Consider the following 20,061-nt stretch of genomic DNA (forward strand, 5'->3'; position numbering starts at 1 on the left):
GAGGAGGCACGACGAACAAAAGATTGGGAGCGGAAGGCGGAAAAGCTGCTCAATATTTAAAAAATTACAGTTATGAACACCATACAATCGATTTCAGCATTTCACAAATTGCTTTCTCTTCCTGAACCGAAGCACCCGATGGTGAGTGTGATTAATCTTTACGAGAGCGTTTTCATTGAAGATGAGGTCTGGAAAGGTTTTGTAAGCAGATATTACTGTGTTGCGCTGAAGCACAATGCGAAGGGGAAAATAAAATACGGGCAGCAGCATTATGATTATGATAAAGGTGTTCTGAGTTTTACCGCCCCGAACCAGGTTCAGTATCTGGACCTGAAAACGATGGATTGTGAGAATACCGGTTATCTTCTTATTTTTCATGAAGATTTCCTGCTGAAACATCCGCTGGCAAAGACTATTTCATCATATGGTTTTTCTCATATGCCGTAAATGAAGCCTTACATCTGTCCGAAGATGAAGAGAATGATTTGCTTGAAATTATGCTTAAAATTGATAAAGAATGCCAGCATATTGATCATCACACACAGGAAATTATTTTGTCACAGATTGAATTATTACTGAATTATTCGAAGCGGTTTTACGAGAGACAGTTTATCACCAGAAAAAGCGGGAGTCATCAGCTTTTGACAAAATTCGAATCTTATCTGAATGATTATTTTAATCAGGATTCTTCAGACAAAGGTCTTTTAACCGTTCAGCAGATTGCTGAAGCCATGAATCTTTCGCCCAATTATCTGAGTGATCTTTTGAAAATTCATACCGGGCAGAATACACAGCAGCATATTCATGAAAAGCTGATCAGTAAAGCAAAAGAAAAGCTCTCTACGACGGAACTGTCGATCAGTGAGATTGCTTATGAGCTGGGATTTGAACATTCGCAGTCTTTCAGTACGCTGTTTAAAAAGAAGACGAATATGTCACCATTGGAATTCAGGCAGTCTTTTAATTAATAAAGATTGAGAATAAATGAAATAAAAATAAATTCCGGCTAAAGCCAATGGAAGATTTAAAATAAAAGAGCGGGCTTTAGCCCGCTCCTATTGATTATTATAGTCTCTATTCATATAAAAGTAAAAGAGAATTTTGCGATTTACGATTTTGCCTTTTTACCTTATTAGTCCCTCGCTTCAAAAAGCAGCCTCTCTCCGAATTTATCCTCAGCAATTATACCATTGTCATACACCAGATGTCCGTTAACAAAAGTATGGGTAACTTTCGAATGGAAGTTTGTTCCTTCTAATGGGCTCCAGCCACATTTGTACAGTAAATTGTCTTTAGAAACCGTCCAGTCCTGATTTACATCTACCAAAACAAGATCTGCTTTATAACCTTCTCTTACAAAACCTCTTTTTTCGACTCTGAAAAGGATAGCAGGATTATGAGCCATCTTTTCAACGATTTTCTCAAGGGATATTTTACCGTTTTTATAGTTCTCAAGCATTACAACCAGTGAATGTTGTACCAGAGGTGCTCCTGATGGACATTTTGTGTATACATTATTCTTTTCCTCTGCCGTATGCGGAGCATGGTCTGTAGCGATAACATCGATTCTGTCATCTAATAATGCTTCCCAAAGGGCCTCTTTATCTTTCTGAGTTTTTACTGCCGGATTCCATTTGATAAGTCCTCCTTTTGTTTCGTAATCCTCGTTGGTAAAAGTCAGGTGGTGCACACAAACCTCAGCAGTGATCTTTTTATCTTTTAAAGGAATATCATTTCGGAAAAGCTCCATTTCTTTTGCTGTCGAAAGGTGGAAAACGTGAAGTCTCGCTCCTGTTTTTTTCGCAAGTTCAATGGCTTTGGATGAAGATTTATAGCATGCTTCTTCACTTCTGATCAGATGGTGGAATTTTACCGGAATATCATCCCCATATTCATCCCTATATTTCTGAGTATTGGCTCTGATGGTAGCTTCATCTTCACAGTGAACAGCAATCAGCATTTTGGTATTGCTGAAAATATTTTCCAGCGTTTCCGGATTATCGACAAGCATATTTCCTGTAGATGAACCTAAAAACAACTTGATTCCCGGAACATTTCTGGGGTTTGTTTTCAAAACTTCCTCCAGATTATCGTTAGTTCCTCCCATCATAAAACCATAGTTGGCATATGCTTTTTGGGAAGCAATTTCATATTTATCTGCTAATAATTCCTGAGTAACAGCATTTGGAACTGTATTCGGCTGATCGATAAAACTCGTTACCCCACCTGCAATGGCAGCTCGCGATTCACTTTCAATATCTCCTTTATGAGTAAGGCCGGGTTCACGGAAATGTACCTGGTCATCAATGACTCCGGGAAGAAGATATTTACCTGAACCGTCAATGATCTGATCTGCTTCTTCAGAAATACCAACTGCTATTTTAGAGATTAAATCATTTTCTATTAAGATATCACTTTCAAAAATTTTTCCCTCGTTTACGATATTTACATTTTTTATAAGAACTTTCATTTCAATTTATTTCCCTGTAAAATTAAGATTTTAAGTTTTAATTCACTCCAAAATCGCAAAACGAATGCTTAAAGTTTTACATTTGCAAAAAATTCGGCTTTGTATAAGAAACTATTAGGACAGACAATCATCTACGGAGTGGGAGCAATAGCGCCAAGGATTATTCTATTCATCCTTAATCCACTTTTGATCTATAAGATTCCCAATGAAGGTTTTGCGATTTTTACGCAGCTGTATGCATGGATCTCATTTGTTAACATTATCCTTTCTTTTGGTTTTGAAACAGCGTATTTCAGATTTTCAGCCGAAGAGGATAACGAAAAAAGACTTTCAATACTTCGTTCTGGTTTTTATTTTCGACTTCCACTATTTTTCTGGCATTGTGTTATTTATTCAACCAGCCCATTGCAGATTATGCAGGATATCACAACAATCCTGAATACATCAGATGGTTTGCGCTGATTGCCTTTTTTGACAATTTACTGGTCATCCCTTTTGCGTGGCTGCGTTTTCATAATAAACCTATCAAATACTCTGCAGTAAGAATTGTTCAGTCTATATTTCAGGCCGTTTTTACCGCCGCATTATTTTTCTGGATCCCGGAAAATATATCAAAAAGTATAGGACTGGATCAAAATGTAGACTATCCATTCTTCAGTAATCTCGCAGGAAGTGCACTTGGTTTTTTATTATTGTTCCCTATTATATTAAAGGTAAGGTTCCAGTTTGTGACTTCTCTATTCGGGCGAATGATCAAATACTCCTTCCCTCTTATGCTGGCAGGTCTTGCCTTTATGGTGAATGAAAATTTTGACAAATCTATTCAGAGGAATCATATTTCAGATGAAGAAGCAGGGGCTTACGGCGGCTGCTATAAGCTGGCTGTACTGATGACATTATTTGTTACCGCTTACCGAATGGGAATTGAGCCCTTCTTTTTTAAACAGATGGATAAAGGCGATGCTAAAAAGACTTATGCCAATGTAGCTGAATATTTTGCTTTTTTTGCATGTGCCGTTGCTTTAGGGATCATTGCCAATATATCCTGGCTGAAAGCCGTCTTTATTCCTAATAAATCCTACTGGATCGCTATAGATATCATCCCGATTATCGTCATTGCCAACCTTTGCTTCGGAATATATTATAACTTTTCAACCTGGTATAAAGTAACGGACAGAACCAGTATGGGAACTGTTATTTCATGGCTTGGGGCAGGAATTAATATTGCTCTCAACCTGATAGCGCTGAATTACTATCACAGCATGATCGGTTCTGCATGGGCTACTTTCGGAGCTTATGTTATTATGATGATTGTTTCTTATCTGCTGGGCCAGAAGTACTACCCTATTCCTTACAGAATGAAAAAAATGTCTTTCTTTCTGATACTGCTTGGAATTTTTAGCTTTATCATTGTAAAGTATCTCAACTATAATATTCTGACAAGTAATCTGCTGTTTCTGATCTTTACCGGAATTTTGATTTATTCTGAGAAAAACCTTATTTTATCAAGAATCAGGAAGAATTAAACTTTGGTCTTTATTTTGCTTGTAAACAAACCTATTGTTAATTTAAACAAATATTTAAAAAGATATAAATTATACCACATCAAATGTTTTAATGATTATCTTTAGCCTTAATATAAAACAACTAATAAAACATCTTTTATACATATAATTTATGAAAATTATTGTCCCTATGGCTGGACGTGGTTCCAGATTACGTCCACATACCCTGACAGTTCCAAAACCTCTTATTCCTATTGCAGGAAAACCTATCGTACAGAGATTGGTGGAAGATATTGCCAAAGTTGCAGGAGAAAACATTGAAGAGGTAGCTTTTATCATCGGAGATTTTGGCTCTGAGATCGAAAGATCCCTTATTCAGATTGCTGAAAAGCTGGGAGCAAAGGGTAGTATTTATTATCAGAATGATCCTCTTGGAACCGCTCACGCCATCAAATGTGCTGAGCAGTCTATGCAGGGAGATGTCGTTATTGCTTTTGCAGATACGCTTTTCCGTGCAGATTTCCAGCTGGACAAAAATTCTGACGGTGTAATCTGGGTGAAAAGTGTTGAAGATCCATCTGCTTTCGGAGTAGTAAAACTGGATAATTACGGTTTCATTACCGACTTTGTTGAAAAGCCCCAGACTTTTGTTTCAGATCTTGCCATCATCGGTATTTATTATTTCAACAGTGCTGAAAAACTGATGGATGAGATCAATTATATCATGGATAATGATATTAAAAACGGAGGCGAATATCAGTTAACAACCGCTCTTGAAAACCTCAGATCCAAAGGCGCTAAGTTTACCCTTGGAAAAGTAAACGACTGGATGGATTGCGGTAACAAAAATGCTACAGTAGAAACCAACAGCAAAATCCTTGAATATGAAAGAGAAGCAATGACTCATTATCCTGCTTCTGCTGTGATTGAAAATTCTTTGATCATTCAGCCTTGCTTTATTGGAGAAAATGTAAAAATCTCCAATTCAAAAGTGGGACCTGGTGTTTCTTTAGGAAACAACACTACCGTTGTCAATTCCAATATTGAAAACTCCCTGATTCAGGAAAACACAAGAATCAATCATGGAAACCTATCCAACTCTATGATCGGTAACTCTGCACAGTATTTCGGAGTTGCCAGAGAAATTTCATTAGGTGATTATTCCGTTTTAGATTTTTTATCTAAATAAGAATCAAAAATATTTAACTTAAACAGTTTATCATCAAGCCACACAAAAGATTTTGTGTGGTTTGGCGTTAATATTGCAACGTATTTTTTAATTAAAGATAAATACATGAAAAACTGGATCCCTTTTCTTTTATTGCTTCTTGCCTTATCATCCTGTAAGACCCGTACTGCTGCTCAAAATGATACAGATCGTACACGGGACAGCATTAATGCTGCAAAAGATAAAGATAGTGGAAATCCAAAAGATGCCAATGAACCGGTGAGAGATAAGCTCACTTTTTATGAGCATGTATTGATTCCGCCAAAATTTGAACAAATCAAAATAGACAGCAAAGTAAAGGTAGAAACGGGAAGCTATGTTCCGACGCTGGATGCAACCGTCTATATTGAAAAGGATAAAAAGGTATGGATGAATCTTAGAGCTTTGTTTATCAATGCTGCAAGAGGCATTGCCACTCCAGAAGGAATAAAAGGACAGGATAAAATCAATAAAACTTATATAGATTCCGATTTTGATTATCTCAATAATTTACTGAATGTCAATTTCATTGACTACAAATCATTGGAAAAAATCTTACTGGGAAGAACTTTTGTAAAGATCAACGACAGACAGTTTGACCTCACCCAAAATGCACAGGGTTTTAAAATGGTTTCCAATACCAATCAGAAAATTGTAACGGATGAAAAAAACAGAGAGTATAAAGTAGCTCTTCAGTATGATACCAATTACGATTTATTAAGTGTAAATTTAAAAGATATTCTGTCCTCTGACGAGCTGGAAATTTCTTATAGTGACTGGAATGAATATGAAGGAATCCGCCTTCCGAAAAATGTTAAAATAATTATAAAAGGCTCAAAATCTAGTCAGATTTTACTGGAAAATACGAAATTTGACTTTTCGAGGATGGAAACACCTTATTCTGTACCATCCAGTTATAAGAAAATTGAGATTAAATGATTAAAAAATTTAGCTTTTTAATAGGTGTTTTGATGTTCGGACTGCATCATGGACAGCAGACCAAAGAACAGCTGCAGAAGCAGAATGCCGAACTTAAAAAACAAATTGCACAAATAAATACCGATTTAGCCAAAACCAGAAGTGAATCTAAACTTTCCGTAGCTTACCTTTCCAGTGTCAACCAAAAATTGGTTTTAAGAGAAAAGGTGTATAATAACACGCAGAAAGAAAAAAGATTCATTGAGGATGATATCTATTTACGCCAGCTGGAAATCAACCGTCAGAATAAAGAACTGGCCGTTTTGAGAAAAAATTACGCTGAAGTTTTGGTAAATGCTTATAAAAATAAAGGAGTACAGAACAAAGTAACTTTTATTCTTTCTGCTAAAAATTTAGGAGAAGCGATACGAAGAGTTCAGTACCTGAAACAATACTCAGATTACCAGGATAAAAAAGCAGCTGAAATCACAGATGCGGCCAATCTCATCAAAAAGACCATCGCACAAAAACAAAATTCTGTAAAAGCGAAGGAATCCCTTTTGATCAACCAACAGAAAGATCTGGCGACCATCAATGCTGAAAGAGCCCAAAAAGAACAGTTAGTAGCCGAATTCAAGAAAAACGAATCCAAGCTGACTGCAGAACTTAAGCAAAAACAGGTTCAGTCTAAAGCATTGGAGGGACAGATCAGGGCTATTATTGCTGAAGAAATAAGAATCGCTAAAGCAGAAGAAGAAGCCAGAAAGAAAGCAGAAGCAGAAAAGATACGTCTGGCAAAGCTGGCTGCTGAAAGGGAGAAAGCAAGAATTGAAGCAGAGGCTAAAGCAAGAGCAGAAGCTCTGGAAAGAGAAAGAAGACTAGCAGAAGCAGAAGCCAAAAGAGCTGCAGATCTTGCCGCAAAAAGAGCAGAAGAAGAAAGAAAACGTAATGAAGAAGCTGCAAAAGCAGAAGCCAATGCAAGAGATGAAGCAAGAAGAGTAGCTGCTAAAAAGCTTCGGATGAAGCTAATGCAAGAGCTAAGGAAGCAGCAGATAAACTGGCAGCAGCAAGAGCAGCAGAAGCAGCACTTACCAAGAGAAAAGAAGACGAGAAAAAGGCAGCTGAAACAAAAGCTATGACAAGCTACGGAGTTTCTACTGCAACGGGAAGCAGTTTTGCAGACAACAGGGGAAGACTTGGTTATCCTGCAGACAGAGCCGGACAGATCACCCACCGTTTCGGAAGACAGCCGCACCCGGTTTTCAAAAATATTACAGAAGAAAATAACGGGATTAAAATTTCCGTCCCGTCAGGTACACGTGCAAAATCAGTGTTCCCGGGATCAGTATCTTCGGTATTGGCTAACAATGACGGAACAAAGACTGTTATTATCAAACACGGCAGCTATTTTACTATTTATTCCAACTTAGGAAATGTAAGTGTTTCAAAAGGACAGCAGGTTTCTTCAGGAACTCCTGTAGGGACAATAGCTCAGGATTTTGATGGCGCCTATACCCTTGATTTCCAAGTATGGAACGGAAGTACACCGGTTGATCCGTTAGGTTGGATTTCATATTAAAAAAAGTGTACCTTTGTAGAAATTTTAAGAGATGAATACATTAACAATACTTGCCTTATCTTGGCAGCATATCCTTATCGTTGCAATCATTTTAGTATTGCTTTTTGGAGGAAAGAAAATTCCGGAATTAATGAGAGGAGTAGGTTCAGGAATCAAGGAATTTAAAGATGCAGTAAAAGAAGAAGACAAACCAGGTTCTGAAAATAAATCGGCTTCCAACAATAACAATTCTTCAAGCAACTAAATTCCTTAGAATTAATGAAATTTACTGAGACTGCATGGAAAGTCTTCAATCAAGCCATTGAAGACTATCACGTGTCTGATGACGTTAACACTCTAATTAATAACCCGTTCGAAAAAGATAGTTTGGAACGGATTTTGTATGCAAAGAACTGGATTGATACCGTTCAATGGCATTTGGAAGATATAATTAGAGATGAAAATATTGATCCGGCTGAAGCTCTTCAACTCAAGAGAACGATAGACGCCTCCAATCAGAAAAGAACTGATCTGGTAGAATATATTGATGGCTGGTTCCTTAATAAGTTTGAAAATATAACTCCTAAACCGGAAGCAAAAATAAATACGGAAACTCCCGCTTGGGCAGTAGACAGGCTCTCCATTCTTGCATTAAAGGTTTATCATATGTCGTTAGAAGCTAACAGAGAATCCGCTTCTGAAGAACACAGAAACAGCTGCCAGGCTAAACTGGATGTTCTGCTTACTCAGAAAGAGGATTTATCAACTTCTATAGATCAGTTGCTTGCTGATATTGAAAACGGTAACGTTAAGATGAAAGTGTACAAACAAATGAAAATGTACAATGATGAAAGTCTTAACCCAATCCTTTATCAAAAAGGGCAACAAAAATGAAACGACTATTTTTCTTTGGAGTACTTATCATATTAACATCTTCCTGTGCAACGGAAAAACTTAATCTTTCTCCGTTGTCAAGTAATTTTTATAGCGATGCAAAAGGTTCTGATTCCGATAGAGGCTCAAAGAAGAATTTCAATATCAATATAAAACAGAATGTAAATGCTTCTGAAATTTCAAATATGATCTCCACTTTTCCCAAGTTTAAAAACAACGGATTAAATGATGAGATTACAAGCATGAAATACAGCCTTCAGAATTATTTATATGCTATTGATGCCAGCAATTCTGCAGGAAAGAGCAGAGCCTTGAAAAGCTTCGAAAAATCATACAAAAAAATACAGAAGCTAAGGCAGAATCTTGACAGAGATGAAGATGAAGTTCTTAACAGATATCTCGTTCGTTTAAAAACCAATGTTTCTGTTATTGAAGATACTTTGCCAGGAAGTTAAAAACTAATTGAACTATCAATGATTAAAATTCAGGCGGAAGCCAATGTTCCTACAGAGCACGGTACTTTCCGAATGATAGCTTTCTCCGAAAACGAAAATGACTGGATGCCTCATATGGCCATTGTTGCAGAAAACACAGATTTCTCAAAGCCTGTCAATGTTCGTTTCCACTCAGAATGTATTACCGGAGAAGTTTTCCATTCAAAAAAATGTGAATGCGGCCAGCAATTGGATGCTGCAATGAAATACATCCATGAAAACGGTGGAATTATCATCTACCTTCGTCAGGAAGGCAGAAACATCGGGATCATCAACAAACTGAAAGCTTACTCACTACAGGAAAAAGGATTGGATACCGTACAGGCCAATCTTCAGCTGGGTCTTCCTGCAGACGACAGAAACTTTGGCGTAGCCATTGAAATTCTTAATCTGCTGGATGTAAAAGACATCAATCTTTTGACCAATAACCCTGAAAAGGTAAAGTATGTGGTTGACAGCAATATTCACCTTAATTCAAGAGTACCGCTACAGATTCCTGCCAACGAAATAAGCAAAGGATATCTGCAGACAAAAAAGACTTCTTTGGACATCTTCTGGATGACAATGATAACTAATTTTATAAAGTAAATATTAAAAAGCCCCAAAAAATATATATTTTTTGGGGCTTTTTAATTATGGAAATTAATAAAAACATTTTAATTATTTGATAATTCACAAATTAGTGTTTTTTTTATAAAGTTAAATTATCTTTGCACAGAAAATTATTCAACTATGAAAAAAACATTATTCATTATTTCTTCACTATTTTTCATTGCTTGTGCAAATAGCAATGATTTAATTTATTCTCAGGATGAAAATTCAATTCCAAAAAACACTACTGAATTTTCATTGATGTCTAAAAATATGTTAGCTAAGAATGCTACCGAATCAGTTATAATGGATTTATCTTTTACTACTGGTGTCATAAACGAAAATGGGGGATGCTCTTTTACAGATTTAATAAGTCCACAAGGGAGTTATTTTACTTCAACAAAATGTTACGGACCAAACCCAATAGAACAAAATGGCTACCAAATAAGAGGGTATGGGAAGCCACGCCGAAGACCATCTTATAATACTAGTTATTATTGGCATGGTGTCATGCTTAAAGCTGAAAATCGAGGGAAGACAATAATTTCTAGAGGTGAATCAGTACTAGTAAATGACCCAATATCAAATGCAATTTCAATAGAGCAATATTTTGAGCCAAATAAAACTTATGAGATTATTGTAACTACTAATGTAGAGGATTATATATATACTACTAAAAACAACAATCGAGAAAACAGATTAGATGACGACCTATTTAATATTGATAAAAGTGAAGCAGCTCCAACTTTAGCATTGGAATTAGCAGATTCACCGCAAATACCAGGAGATGACCCTTGTGCCACAAGACCAAATGTTGGAAATGGATTCGCTTCTGCCAACTATTATAAAAAACAAAAAACTGAGAAAACTACTCAGTGGACTAATGAAGATAAAACTTATACTTTTTATTTCTCTACAACTGAGCCTAAGAATAGTCTTAAAATTTACTATTTACCAGAACAATCATCAATAGTTCCAGCTACCCATGTTCCACAAAGCGCATTTTGGCTAGACATAAGAAATGTAAAAATAATACAAAAACCATACGACGCTGCTTATTATATTAAAGCGGCGGTTTTAGAAACTAAAAATCAAAAGCCCCGGAAGATATTTCTCCCGGGACTTTTTTAATTATAAAAAACTGAAAAGATATTCTGAATTATTTAGCCTTGATTTTAGACTCGTCAATATTGTAATATTTGATTACACTCTTATAATCGTTATAATCTACAGGAGCGCCTTTAGCCATTTTTGCACCACCTGTTCCTGTACTGTTTGCAGGTAGAATCAGGACTCTAAATTTTTTGTTCTGATAATACGATGGATTAGCTGTCAAACTGAAAGTACTGGTAGAATTAATATTAATCGTAGCTGCATACTTACTGAATTCATAAATATAGTCTACGGCATCATTAGTTGCATTCCCTACATAATAAGTATATGGCAGAAGCTTCCAGACAGGAGCATCTCCGTCAGTTCCAATCTGCATATAAATAAGCACCATATCAGATTGTACTAATGGCTTGTTAAAGTCATCACTCCATCTATAAAGGTTGTCGTTAACTCTGGTAAAAGTTGGGCTAATATCAAATGACTGGCTTATTGTATCATAATCTGTTCCCTGTACTACAGTGTCATCACTATTATCACAGCTATAAGCTGTAAAACCTACAGCGCCCAGGAATAAGAAGAGAAGTATTTTTTTCATTTCTATTAAAGTTTAGTAAATTATTTATATTGCGTATTCAAATCATATACCAAAAATTTCGAAAACTTTGTTTTCATCATTTTTTTAATTGTATTTTTGTTCTTATTCAAAAAAGTCATGAAGAAATTAATATATACTTCACTCTTTATTGTTGCATTGATAAGTCCTAAAGTTAAGGCGCAGTATCAGCCTAAAAATGCATCCAAGGAAGATTTGAAAAAGGCTCAGCAATGGGTTGATAAAACTTACAAAAATCTTTCTCAGGATGAAAAACTTGGACAGCTTTTTATTGTTGCACTGTATACCAATAAAGGAGAAGACTATATCAGCCAGGTAAGAAATATTGTTACAAATGATAAAATAGGAGGCCTGATTTTAATGCAGGATGATGCCGCAAGGGAAATCGGTCTGGTGAATGAATTCCAGCAAAAATCTAAAGTTCCTCTGATGATTGGTATGGATGCGGAATGGGGATTGTATCAGAGAATTGCAACGGCTCACAAATTTCCATGGGCAATGACGTTAGGTGCCATCCAGGATAAAAATCTTGTCTATCAGATGGCTGCAAAAATTGCTGAAGATTGTCACAGGATGGGAATCAACTGGGATTTTGCTCCTGTAGTAGATGTCAATACCAACCCTGATAATCCGATTATCGGTAACAGGAGTTTCGGATCTGAAGTGAGCAATGTAATCAGCTCTGCTCTATCCTATTCCAACGGTCTTCAGGATAACAATATATTAGCTGCTATCAAACATTTCCCGGGCCATGGGGACACCAGCACAGATTCCCATCTTGATCTTCCTGTAGTTTCCCATAACATTGACAGACTTAATACAGTAGAGCTGGCACCATTCAAAGCTTTGATGGACAAAGGAATTGGCGGTGTAATGGTTGCTCATTTATACGTTCCGAATTTAGAATCAGGAAAAGGGATTCCGGCTTCTGTTTCCAAAAATATTATTACCGGTTTACTTAAAGATAAGCTGGGCTATAAAGGCTTAATCATTACAGATGCATTAAATATGGGCGCTGTAGCCAACAAATATAAACCAGGCGAACTGGATGCTATGGCCTTTAAAGCAGGAAATGACATCATGCTTTTCTCACAAGGGGTCTCCGAAGGCAAAAAATTAATTCAGAAAGCTATAGATAAAGGTGAGATACCTCAATCCAGAGTAGAGGAAAGTGTGAAAAAGATCTTACTGACCAAGTATTTCCTTGGTCTGACTCAATATACCCCTAAAAATCCGGAAAACATCAATGCAGATCTTAATAATAATTCTCATACCCAATTGGTACAGAACCTTTATTCCAATGCTTTGACTTTATTAAAGGATGAAAAGAAATTACTGCCTCTTACCGGGAAACAAATATATTACGTTCCTCTGGAAGAAGCTCCTTACCAGACTTTTGCCAACAGGTTAGGGAATAATGTGATTATCAAAAAAGCTGGAGAGATTAATACTATTCCAGCGGGTTCTACAGTAATCGTAGGTTTCCATAAAGATAATTCAACAGCTTATAAGCCTTATAAAATTTCATCAGAATCTAAGAAAGTACTTTCTGATCTTACTCAAAACCAAAATGTAATTCTGAATGTTTTCGGAAGCGCTTATGCATTGAAGGATATTGATATTTCAAAAGTTTCAACAGTTCTTGTCTCTTATGAAAACAATGATGATTCTATGAATGCAACTGCCGATGCTTTAAATGGGAAAACAAAAATATGGGGAAAACTTCCGGTACTGGTTAATGACCGGTTAAAACCGGGTATAGGCATAGAGCTTAATGCAGCAACTTCCGCAAACACCAAATAATACAATATCAAACAACAATAATCTAATGAAAATAGGCATACTTTGCTATCCGACATATGGAGGAAGCGGAATTGTAGCAACAGAATTAGGAATGTCCCTTGCCAATAAAGGATATGAAGTACATTTCATCAGTTCTGCACTTCCTGCAAGATTAGACATCACCAACCCGAATATTTTCTTTCACAGGGTAAATGTTCAGACCTATCCGCTTTTCCAGTATCAGCCTTATGATATTGCGCTGAGTTCGATGATCTACAGGGTTGTCAATCTTTATAAACTGGATCTTCTGCACGCACATTATGCTATTCCTTACGCATATGCCGCATTTACGGCAAAACAAATGCTTAAGGAAGACAATAATGACATTCCTTTGGTAACGACCTTGCACGGAACAGATATAACTCTTGTAGGCCAGCACCCAAGTTATAAGCATGCTGTAGAATTTTCGATCAATCAGTCTGATGCGATTACTTCAGTTTCTGAAAGCCTGAAAAAAGATACTCTTCAGTTTTTTAATATCAAAAAAGAAATTCAGGTGATTACCAATTTTATTGACAATTCTGAATTTGATGACTGTACTGAATGCCAGAGGACACAGTTTGCCAATCCTGATGAAAAAATTCTGATCCATGTATCTAACCTCCGTCCTGTAAAGCGTGTGGACGAAGTACTTCAGATCTTTAAAAATGTGGAGAAAAAGGTAAAATCCAAACTAATCATTATTGGTGAAGGGCCTGATATGGAAAAGGTCAATCAGTTCCTGGAGGAAAACCCGGAGCTTATTTCCAAAATCCGTCTTTTAGGAAAAGTAAATGATCTTTATAAAATCCTACAACTTTCAGATGTATTTTTACTTCCTTCCGAGCAGGAAAGCTTCGGTCTTGCAGCGTTGGAAGCCATGGCAGCTTATACTCCGGTAATCAGCTCTAACGCTGGAGGAATTCCTGAAGTGAACATTCAGGGAGAAACGGGATATCTGGCTGAAATCGGAAATGTGGAAGCCATGAGCAATTACACCATCAAGCTGTTGAGCAATGATGAGCTTTTAGCCAAAATGAAGCAAAATGCGAAAGATCAGGCGATAAAATTCGATTTGAAAAACATTCTTCCTATCTATGAGAAAATGTATAGAACAACCATCGAAAATTTTAATAAGGAGCTGACGAAAGTATAATATTTCTATTATATTTACGTCACACTTATGACGGAAAAACTACTTCAATATCTTTGGAACTATAAGGTTTTCAAAAATTTTGACTTCAAGGATATTGAAGGAAATTCCGTTGAGATTATCCATTCCGGAAAATGGAATAAAAATGCCGGCCCTGATTTTCTTGATGCCCAAATCAGGATCAACGGATTACTTCTCGCAGGAAATACAGAACTGCATGTCCGTTCCTCAGACTGGATTTTTCACAATCATTCACAGGACCCCAATTATCAGAATGTCATTCTTCATGTTGTTTTTCAGCACGACATGGAAATTCATGAACATACCGGAAAGCATATTCCCACTTTGGAACTTAAAAATTATATTGATGAAAATATCCTGTGGAAGTATGAAAAACTTATTAACGGAGATGAATTTATTCCCTGTGAAAAAATCTTTGATCCGAAAAAATCCCGGTCAACTTTCATGAAGAGAATATTCTGCAAAAGCTGGATGAGAAATCCTCTGAGCTTGAGCAAAGCTTAGAGCAATACAAAAATAATTTTGAGGCTGTTTTATTCCACAGCTTTGCCTATTCATTTGGCTTAAAAGTAAATGCTCATATTTTCCGGCAAATGGCAGAAAGTATCGATTACAGTATTATTAATAAAATCCGTCAGAACCCGCTTCAGCTTGAAGCCTTGTTATTCGGAATTTCCGGGTGGCTTGAGGATCCTCAGGATGGTCAGATGAAAATATGGAAAAGAGAATTTAATTTTATTAAAGCCAAGTTTTCTATCTCTGATTTAAAATTTCATCCGAAATTTTTAAGATTAAGACCTCCCAATTTCCCTACAATCCGTTTGTCACAATTAGCAGATCTGTATACACATCAGAATTTATTTTCAAAGATTATGGAAGCTAAGAATACAGATCAGCTATATGCTGTTTTCAAATCTGTAAAAGCTTCAGAATACTGGGATTTTCATTTCAATTTCGGAAGTATTGCCAAAGTGCAGTCTAAAACATTGAGTAAAGATTTTGTTGATCTTCTTATTCTGAACACTGTACTCCCTTTAAAGTATACTTATCATAAATATCATCATGAAGAAACTGCGGATGAAATCACTGAACTGTACAGAACTATTTCTGCTGAGAAAAATATTATTATTACAGGGTGGAAAAAGCTTGGATTAAATATAACCAATGCCTTGGAAAGTCAAAGTCTGATTTATCATCACAAAACCTATTGTGAATCCAAAAACTGTCTGGCCTGCAGTATCGGATTTAAACTTTTAAAAGAATAACCTTAGCTGGACAGTTTTTTCATCAAAATCTTTGTCAGAAAAATTTCTTACCTTGCAGTATTAGATTTAAACTTTTAAATAACAATCTGAAAATGCTGAGTAATATCCGTCATAAAATGGAAAGAGAATGGTTCGGTGTACTGACAAGAATGGGGGCCAAGCTGGGAATTCCTGTTTCTAAACTGAGGGTTTTCTTCATCTACTCTACTTTTGCTACCGCCGGTTTTTTCTTTCTGATTTATCTGGGATTGGCATTCACCCTTTGGATTAAAGATATTTTCATCACCAGAAGACCCAGTGTCTTTGATTTATAAATTATGGAATTTTTACCGATTACTTCTGCTGAAGATCCAAGAGTTCAGGAAATCTATGCTTCTTACACAGCCACTTTTCCTGTAGATGAACAAAGAGATAAGGAACAGTTTATGGGCTTGTTTTCAAATCCATATGTAAAATTCATGTCTGTGATTCATGAATCGGAAGCTGTTGGATACCTCATCCTTTGGGAATTGAGTTCTTTTGCTTTTGTGGAACATTTTGAAGTTTTTGAAGCATTCAGAAGTAAAAAGCTGGGTTCTCATATAATGAATCACTTATCAGAAAATTATCCAAGCATTATCCTGGAAATTGAACCTCCAGAGTTAAGTGAAGACGCCTCAAGACGATATTCTTTTTATCAGAGAAATAATTTCAGCCTGATAGATACCACTCATATACAGCCTAGTTATGGTGAAGGAAAAAAATCTTTGAACTTATGGCTGCTTGCTAGCTACACACCTGAAAATATAGAGGACGCTAAAAAAGAAATTCATAAAATTATTTATGCTTAAATATAACGCCGGAATTGTTTTTCCGGCGTTTTTCTTTATGTTTTTTAACCACAAAAGGCATAAAAAGTTTTAAACACTTAAGTTTTTTAGAGCAAAAATTTATGCATAATGAGTACCCCAAAGTTTTGTGAAAATCTTTGATTTTCATCTTATGGGGCCTATCATTTTAACCTTGTTTTAAAAGGAATGCTTTTGTGACTTTTGCGGTTGTATAAAATTCAATAGATAACTTTGCTGTTAATTTACTTCGTATTCCAGTTTTATTGTAATACTGGCTTCTTTTTCTTTGGATGAAGTATTGAAAGTTCCTCCGTAAGAATAATCTTCATTGGAGTTAGGTGCTGTAATCTGGATCACTCCCATGGTTGCTTTCTTCAGATTTCCCAGGCTGCTCCCGGAATTTTCTGCGATTTTTTCAGCACGTTCTTTTGCATCCTTAGTTGCACTGGCGATCATTTCCTGTTTTACAGTTGCCAGTTTGGTATAGAAATAAGCCGGAGAAGAAGATGTGAATTCAATCCCACGGTTGATGATTTCGGTAATATTTCTGGATAAGTTTTCTATTTTACCAACTTCTTTACTTTCGATAGAAACTTTTTGGGTAAGGTTATAGCCGGAGAATTCTCCCTGTACATAATTTCCGTTTGAATCATTATAGCTTCTGAACTGTTTTTGAATATCTACGGAAGAAAATACGATCTCTTTTTGCGGTATCCCTTTCGAAAGCAGATAATCATTGATAACCTTTCTGTCTGTTGCCAGTTCATCATAAGCAGATTTCAGATCTACATTATTCTTGGAAAAACTCCCTGACCAAGTAATGAGATCTGAAGTAAATTGTTTTGTTCCTAAACCTGTTACAGAAATTGTGTTTTCGGATTTATTTCTGTTCTTAATGGCATTTCCTAAAAAACCGAGGCCAATGACAAAACCAAGCGCTGCAATAGCTACGGCAAGAATATTTTTATTCATAAAATTTGTGAATTTAGTTGGTTACAGTATGACTGTATCAATTTCTATTCCAATATTTTAAGATTTTATTAACATCTCAATTACTTTTGATTCTGCTTCAGTCTCTCCAGAAAAAGAGGTACTGTTTCTTCCAGTCTCAGCATTACGCCGGAAAGATTTCTTGCTTTTACATAGGTCCGTACCTGAGGTTTAGCCAAAAATGAAAACTGAATAAACTCTGAAATCCTGTCACCGGGAACTCCTGCTTTGATAAAATAGTCATCGTCTATTCTGTCCCGTACCCAGGCAATATGCTCCTGAAGATCATCATATCTATACTGTCTTTTCTGCCTCCTTGCTTTACCACTGATCAGGTCATATACTCCCTGTACATTCAGGTTTCCTAAAAGTATCGGCAGAAGAACGCTTTTTACCTCAGCCGGTTTTTCCCTCATTTTCCCCACCGGCTGCGGAAGGCCGACAGCATCTCTTACCTGCTCTCCTTTGTCTGCTTTCGCCACAATGCGGGAATCTGCTTCCAGATCTCCGGTGAGTTTTTTAACAATCTTCACTTCTCCCACATCTTTCGGAATCTGATAAAGAGTAATAAACAATGGTAAATTGGTCCCGTTGGTAAGAACTCTTCTTGAAGTTCTGTTGAAATCTTCCTTTACAAATCTTAATTCATCATCAGGATTGGCATCAATAGAAAATATGCCTTCTGTATCAGAATATACTTTTTTATCAGTAGACATGTTGATAACAATTACTTTGCTAAGGTTTTCTCCGTTATCATCCACTATCCGTCCTGTGACGGTCTGTTGGGAAAAAATAAAAATACTGCACAGAAGCATCAGGAAAAGAGAAATTTTCCGTTTTCCAAATGCTTCCATATTTTCAGTACTATAACTCAATTTTTAATTTTAATAAGAATTATTCTTTACCTCCTTCTAATTTATTCATTTTACTGTATTCCCCGAAGGCTATTTTAAGCTCATATTCAATAACATCAATACTAAAATCCTTCCGGTATCTTTTTGCCAATGAGCGGTTTTTATCTGCATACAGAAGAAATGCATCAATCTGCTCTTCATCCATTCCATATTTCTTCAGGAAGCCTAGATTCACTTCATTCCTTACTCTTTTAAGAAAATCCTGAGTTTCATTATAATCCGCTTTGGTGACCTTAGGCTTTGCCAATTTCTTTACAGCATTAAAGACACCAAACAGATTGACCTGTCCTGCATTGAAATCATGTCCGGTAAAAGTTTTAGATATGGCATTGCTAGGTAAAGGCTGATTAAGCGGACTTTTCATATATTCTTCCATGTCTGATTTTAATGCCTGAAGTTTTCTGGATTCATTCAAATGCTGATTATCTTTTGCAAGATTTCCGGTAGGTCTGTACTGAATTTTCACTTCGGGGATCTGAATCTCTATTTTTTCAGAATGATATTGAACGGAGAGCTGATATCTTCTTTGGTAATCTTCTTATCAACCCGATAATATCCTTCTTTTACAAATCTTATTTCATCATTTTCCTTGGCTTCGATTTCAAATGTTCCGGACATATTGCTCAATATGCTTTTGCCGGCTGAAATATTAACAATGAGCACAGGAGTTAAATCCATTTCATCCCCTGTGATTACCTTTCCTGATACTTTCTGCTGTCCCCACAATCCAGAAGTGATACAAAAAAGCACAAGAAAAAAAGCTCTGCTGATATATTTTACGTCCATTTATCTTTGAGTTTGCGGAGCACGATAAGATGAAATTCTTGTCAGGACAAAACGCTGAAACCTGTTCAGATCCGCATCACTGCAAAATCCGTATTTCAGTATTTTTTTCTTTCAAAACCACCTGCAAAAACATAATAAATAAAATGATCTATCAGAGGCTTCTCTATTTTAAGATTGGTAAAATAATCATCTCCCAGACTTGTTCTTATGTATTTCATTAAATCTACATCGTCCCATTTATCTTTAACTTTTCCAATAGAAAATCCCTGCCCTTTCGGCTGTACAAATTCCCCAGGTTTTGCTGCCAGTATTCTGGGATCTGATTTCTGAGCAATATACCGATCCATATCTTTGAGCAGTTTTTCCACCTTTTTAGGTTTATTATAAAGTTTTGAATCAATCTTCAGGTTTCCGGTCAGTCCTTGCTTCACCGCAACTTCAGGAATCTGGATAGTCTGGCGAACCATACTTATATTCATTGGAGATTGTGTGTTTTCCTGGGAAATTATTTTGGTAATACGTTCATAACCCGCTTTTATAAAGCGCAATTCATCGCCCTGCTTTCCGGAAATCATAAAGTGCCCGTCCCGGTTTGAAACTACAATCTCATTTGTTCTGATATTAATTACATTCACATCCTGCATTTCTGTGCCGCTTTCTGAAGTGATCTTACCAAAGATATAGCTTTGGGCATGGGTATGAATAAAGAGAATAAAGGATAGAAAAAAGAATAGTTTGAGTTTCACGGGCTGTTTTTTATAAAGCAAAGCTAAAATTATTTTTAATTTATACCATAAGTTTAACCACAGTTAACGCGTTTTAATATTTCTTTTTGATTTTTACTCTGTAAACTGTTAAATAGGCTGATTAAATTGTTAAAGTTTCTTTTAAATTTTAGCTAACTTGCAGTCTCAATTC

At 36.2% G+C, this 20,061-nt stretch carries 19 protein-coding genes and 4 pseudogenes; 16 read left to right on the top strand and 7 right to left on the bottom strand.

Going from position 1 to position 20,061, the window contains the following annotated elements; translation table 11 throughout:
• The first annotated feature begins 72 nt into the window (after positions 1 to 72).
• Both OWR28_RS19870 and OWR28_RS19875 read left to right on the top strand, forming a co-directional pair.
• Positions 73 to 447 (top strand): hypothetical protein, encoded by a 375-nt coding sequence (locus tag OWR28_RS19870; protein WP_332388202.1) that lies wholly within the window; start codon positions 73 to 75, stop codon positions 445 to 447.
• Positions 448 to 497: 50 nt separating this feature from the next.
• Positions 498 to 968 carry a helix-turn-helix transcriptional regulator gene (locus OWR28_RS19875; protein ID WP_332388204.1) on the top strand — a complete coding sequence of 157 codons (471 nt, stop codon included), beginning with the start codon at positions 498 to 500 and terminating at the stop codon, positions 966 to 968.
• 164 nt (positions 969 to 1,132) lie between these two features.
• Here OWR28_RS19875 and OWR28_RS19880 read toward each other — a convergent pair whose 3' ends face one another.
• Positions 1,133 to 2,470, bottom strand: coding sequence for a dihydroorotase (locus OWR28_RS19880; RefSeq protein ID WP_332388205.1), 1,338 nt, complete (start codon positions 2,468 to 2,470; stop codon positions 1,133 to 1,135).
• Positions 2,471 to 2,569: 99 nt separating this feature from the next.
• Here OWR28_RS19880 and OWR28_RS19885 point away from each other — a divergent pair.
• The 9 genes and pseudogenes from OWR28_RS19885 (at position 2,570) to OWR28_RS19925 (ending at position 10,768) form a co-directional block, all read left to right on the top strand.
• Positions 2,570 to 3,996: pseudogene (locus OWR28_RS19885) on the top strand (oligosaccharide flippase family protein).
• 151 nt (positions 3,997 to 4,147) lie between these two features.
• Positions 4,148 to 5,164, top strand: coding sequence for a sugar phosphate nucleotidyltransferase (locus OWR28_RS19890; protein ID WP_332388206.1), 1,017 nt, complete (start codon positions 4,148 to 4,150; stop codon positions 5,162 to 5,164).
• Positions 5,165 to 5,269: 105 nt separating this feature from the next.
• Positions 5,270 to 6,121, top strand: a complete 852-nt coding sequence (gene lolB1 / locus OWR28_RS19895) for a lipoprotein insertase outer membrane protein LolB1 (protein WP_332388207.1) — start codon at positions 5,270 to 5,272, stop codon at positions 6,119 to 6,121.
• Positions 6,118 to 7,679 (top strand): annotated as a pseudogene (locus tag OWR28_RS19900) (murein hydrolase activator EnvC family protein). The gene lolB1 and the pseudogene OWR28_RS19900 overlap by 4 nt, the downstream one beginning before the upstream one ends.
• Positions 7,680 to 7,710: 31 nt before the next feature.
• A complete protein-coding gene (locus tag OWR28_RS19905; RefSeq protein WP_002981818.1) occupies positions 7,711 to 7,923 on the top strand; it encodes a Sec-independent protein translocase subunit TatA/TatB in 213 nt (70 codons plus the stop codon).
• A gap of 14 nt (positions 7,924 to 7,937) precedes the next feature.
• The gene (locus OWR28_RS19910) at positions 7,938 to 8,552 is read left to right on the top strand and encodes a DUF4254 domain-containing protein (protein WP_332388209.1); all 615 of its coding nucleotides are present in this window, start codon (positions 7,938 to 7,940) and stop codon (positions 8,550 to 8,552) included.
• Positions 8,549 to 9,007 carry a hypothetical protein gene (locus OWR28_RS19915; RefSeq protein ID WP_002981820.1) on the top strand — a complete coding sequence of 153 codons (459 nt, stop codon included), beginning with the start codon at positions 8,549 to 8,551 and terminating at the stop codon, positions 9,005 to 9,007. The genes OWR28_RS19910 and OWR28_RS19915 overlap by 4 nt, the downstream gene beginning before the upstream one ends.
• Before the next feature lie 18 nt (positions 9,008 to 9,025).
• Positions 9,026 to 9,621, top strand: a pseudogene (gene ribA / locus OWR28_RS19920) (GTP cyclohydrolase II).
• Positions 9,622 to 9,778: 157 nt separating this feature from the next.
• On the top strand, positions 9,779 to 10,768 hold the full coding sequence (locus OWR28_RS19925; protein WP_332388210.1) for a hypothetical protein: 990 nt from the start codon (positions 9,779 to 9,781) through the stop codon (positions 10,766 to 10,768).
• Between the two features lie 28 nt (positions 10,769 to 10,796).
• On the opposite strand, the gene OWR28_RS19930 is transcribed toward OWR28_RS19925, so the two are convergent.
• Entirely contained in the window at positions 10,797 to 11,345 is a 549-nt protein-coding gene (locus tag OWR28_RS19930; RefSeq protein WP_332388212.1) for a hypothetical protein, read from the bottom strand.
• 117 nt (positions 11,346 to 11,462) lie between these two features.
• Here OWR28_RS19930 and OWR28_RS19935 point away from each other — a divergent pair, with 117 nt between their 5' ends.
• From OWR28_RS19935 to OWR28_RS19960, 5 genes and pseudogenes are all read left to right on the top strand, one after another.
• Entirely contained in the window at positions 11,463 to 13,166 is a 1,704-nt protein-coding gene (locus OWR28_RS19935; protein WP_332388213.1) for a glycoside hydrolase family 3 N-terminal domain-containing protein, read from the top strand.
• 25 nt (positions 13,167 to 13,191) lie between these two features.
• On the top strand, positions 13,192 to 14,340 hold the full coding sequence (bshA, locus tag OWR28_RS19940; protein ID WP_332388214.1) for an N-acetyl-alpha-D-glucosaminyl L-malate synthase BshA: 1,149 nt from the start codon (positions 13,192 to 13,194) through the stop codon (positions 14,338 to 14,340).
• Positions 14,341 to 14,367: 27 nt separating this feature from the next.
• Positions 14,368 to 15,623: pseudogene (locus tag OWR28_RS27190) on the top strand (DUF2851 family protein).
• Positions 15,624 to 15,715: 92 nt separating this feature from the next.
• Positions 15,716 to 15,937, top strand: a complete 222-nt coding sequence (locus OWR28_RS19955) for a PspC family transcriptional regulator (RefSeq protein WP_002981826.1) — start codon at positions 15,716 to 15,718, stop codon at positions 15,935 to 15,937.
• Positions 15,938 to 15,940: 3 nt separating this feature from the next.
• The gene (locus OWR28_RS19960; RefSeq protein WP_332388216.1) at positions 15,941 to 16,453 is read left to right on the top strand and encodes a GNAT family N-acetyltransferase; all 513 of its coding nucleotides are present in this window, start codon (positions 15,941 to 15,943) and stop codon (positions 16,451 to 16,453) included.
• A 237-nt stretch (positions 16,454 to 16,690) separates the two neighbouring features.
• Here OWR28_RS19960 and OWR28_RS19965 read toward each other — a convergent pair whose 3' ends face one another.
• The 5 genes from OWR28_RS19965 to OWR28_RS19985 form a co-directional block, all read right to left on the bottom strand.
• The gene (locus tag OWR28_RS19965; protein WP_332388217.1) at positions 16,691 to 17,425 is read right to left on the bottom strand and encodes an SIMPL domain-containing protein; all 735 of its coding nucleotides are present in this window, start codon (positions 17,423 to 17,425) and stop codon (positions 16,691 to 16,693) included.
• An 80-nt stretch (positions 17,426 to 17,505) separates the two neighbouring features.
• Positions 17,506 to 18,318, bottom strand: a complete 813-nt coding sequence (locus OWR28_RS19970) for a carboxypeptidase-like regulatory domain-containing protein (protein WP_332388218.1) — start codon at positions 18,316 to 18,318, stop codon at positions 17,506 to 17,508.
• A 19-nt stretch (positions 18,319 to 18,337) separates the two neighbouring features.
• On the bottom strand, positions 18,338 to 18,823 hold the full coding sequence (locus OWR28_RS19975; RefSeq protein WP_332388219.1) for a hypothetical protein: 486 nt from the start codon (positions 18,821 to 18,823) through the stop codon (positions 18,338 to 18,340).
• A 17-nt stretch (positions 18,824 to 18,840) separates the two neighbouring features.
• Complete coding sequence (locus tag OWR28_RS19980) at positions 18,841 to 19,143, bottom strand: hypothetical protein (protein WP_332388220.1); 303 nt, start codon at positions 19,141 to 19,143, stop codon at positions 18,841 to 18,843.
• Between the two features lie 95 nt (positions 19,144 to 19,238).
• Positions 19,239 to 19,889: a hypothetical protein gene (locus OWR28_RS19985; protein WP_332388221.1), complete on the bottom strand. Its 651-nt coding sequence runs from the start codon at positions 19,887 to 19,889 to the stop codon at positions 19,239 to 19,241.
• Between the last annotated feature and the right edge of the window lie 172 nt (positions 19,890 to 20,061).

It is taken from the genome of Chryseobacterium sp. 1B4 (assembly GCF_036631475.1).
Taxonomy (GTDB): domain Bacteria; phylum Bacteroidota; class Bacteroidia; order Flavobacteriales; family Weeksellaceae; genus Chryseobacterium.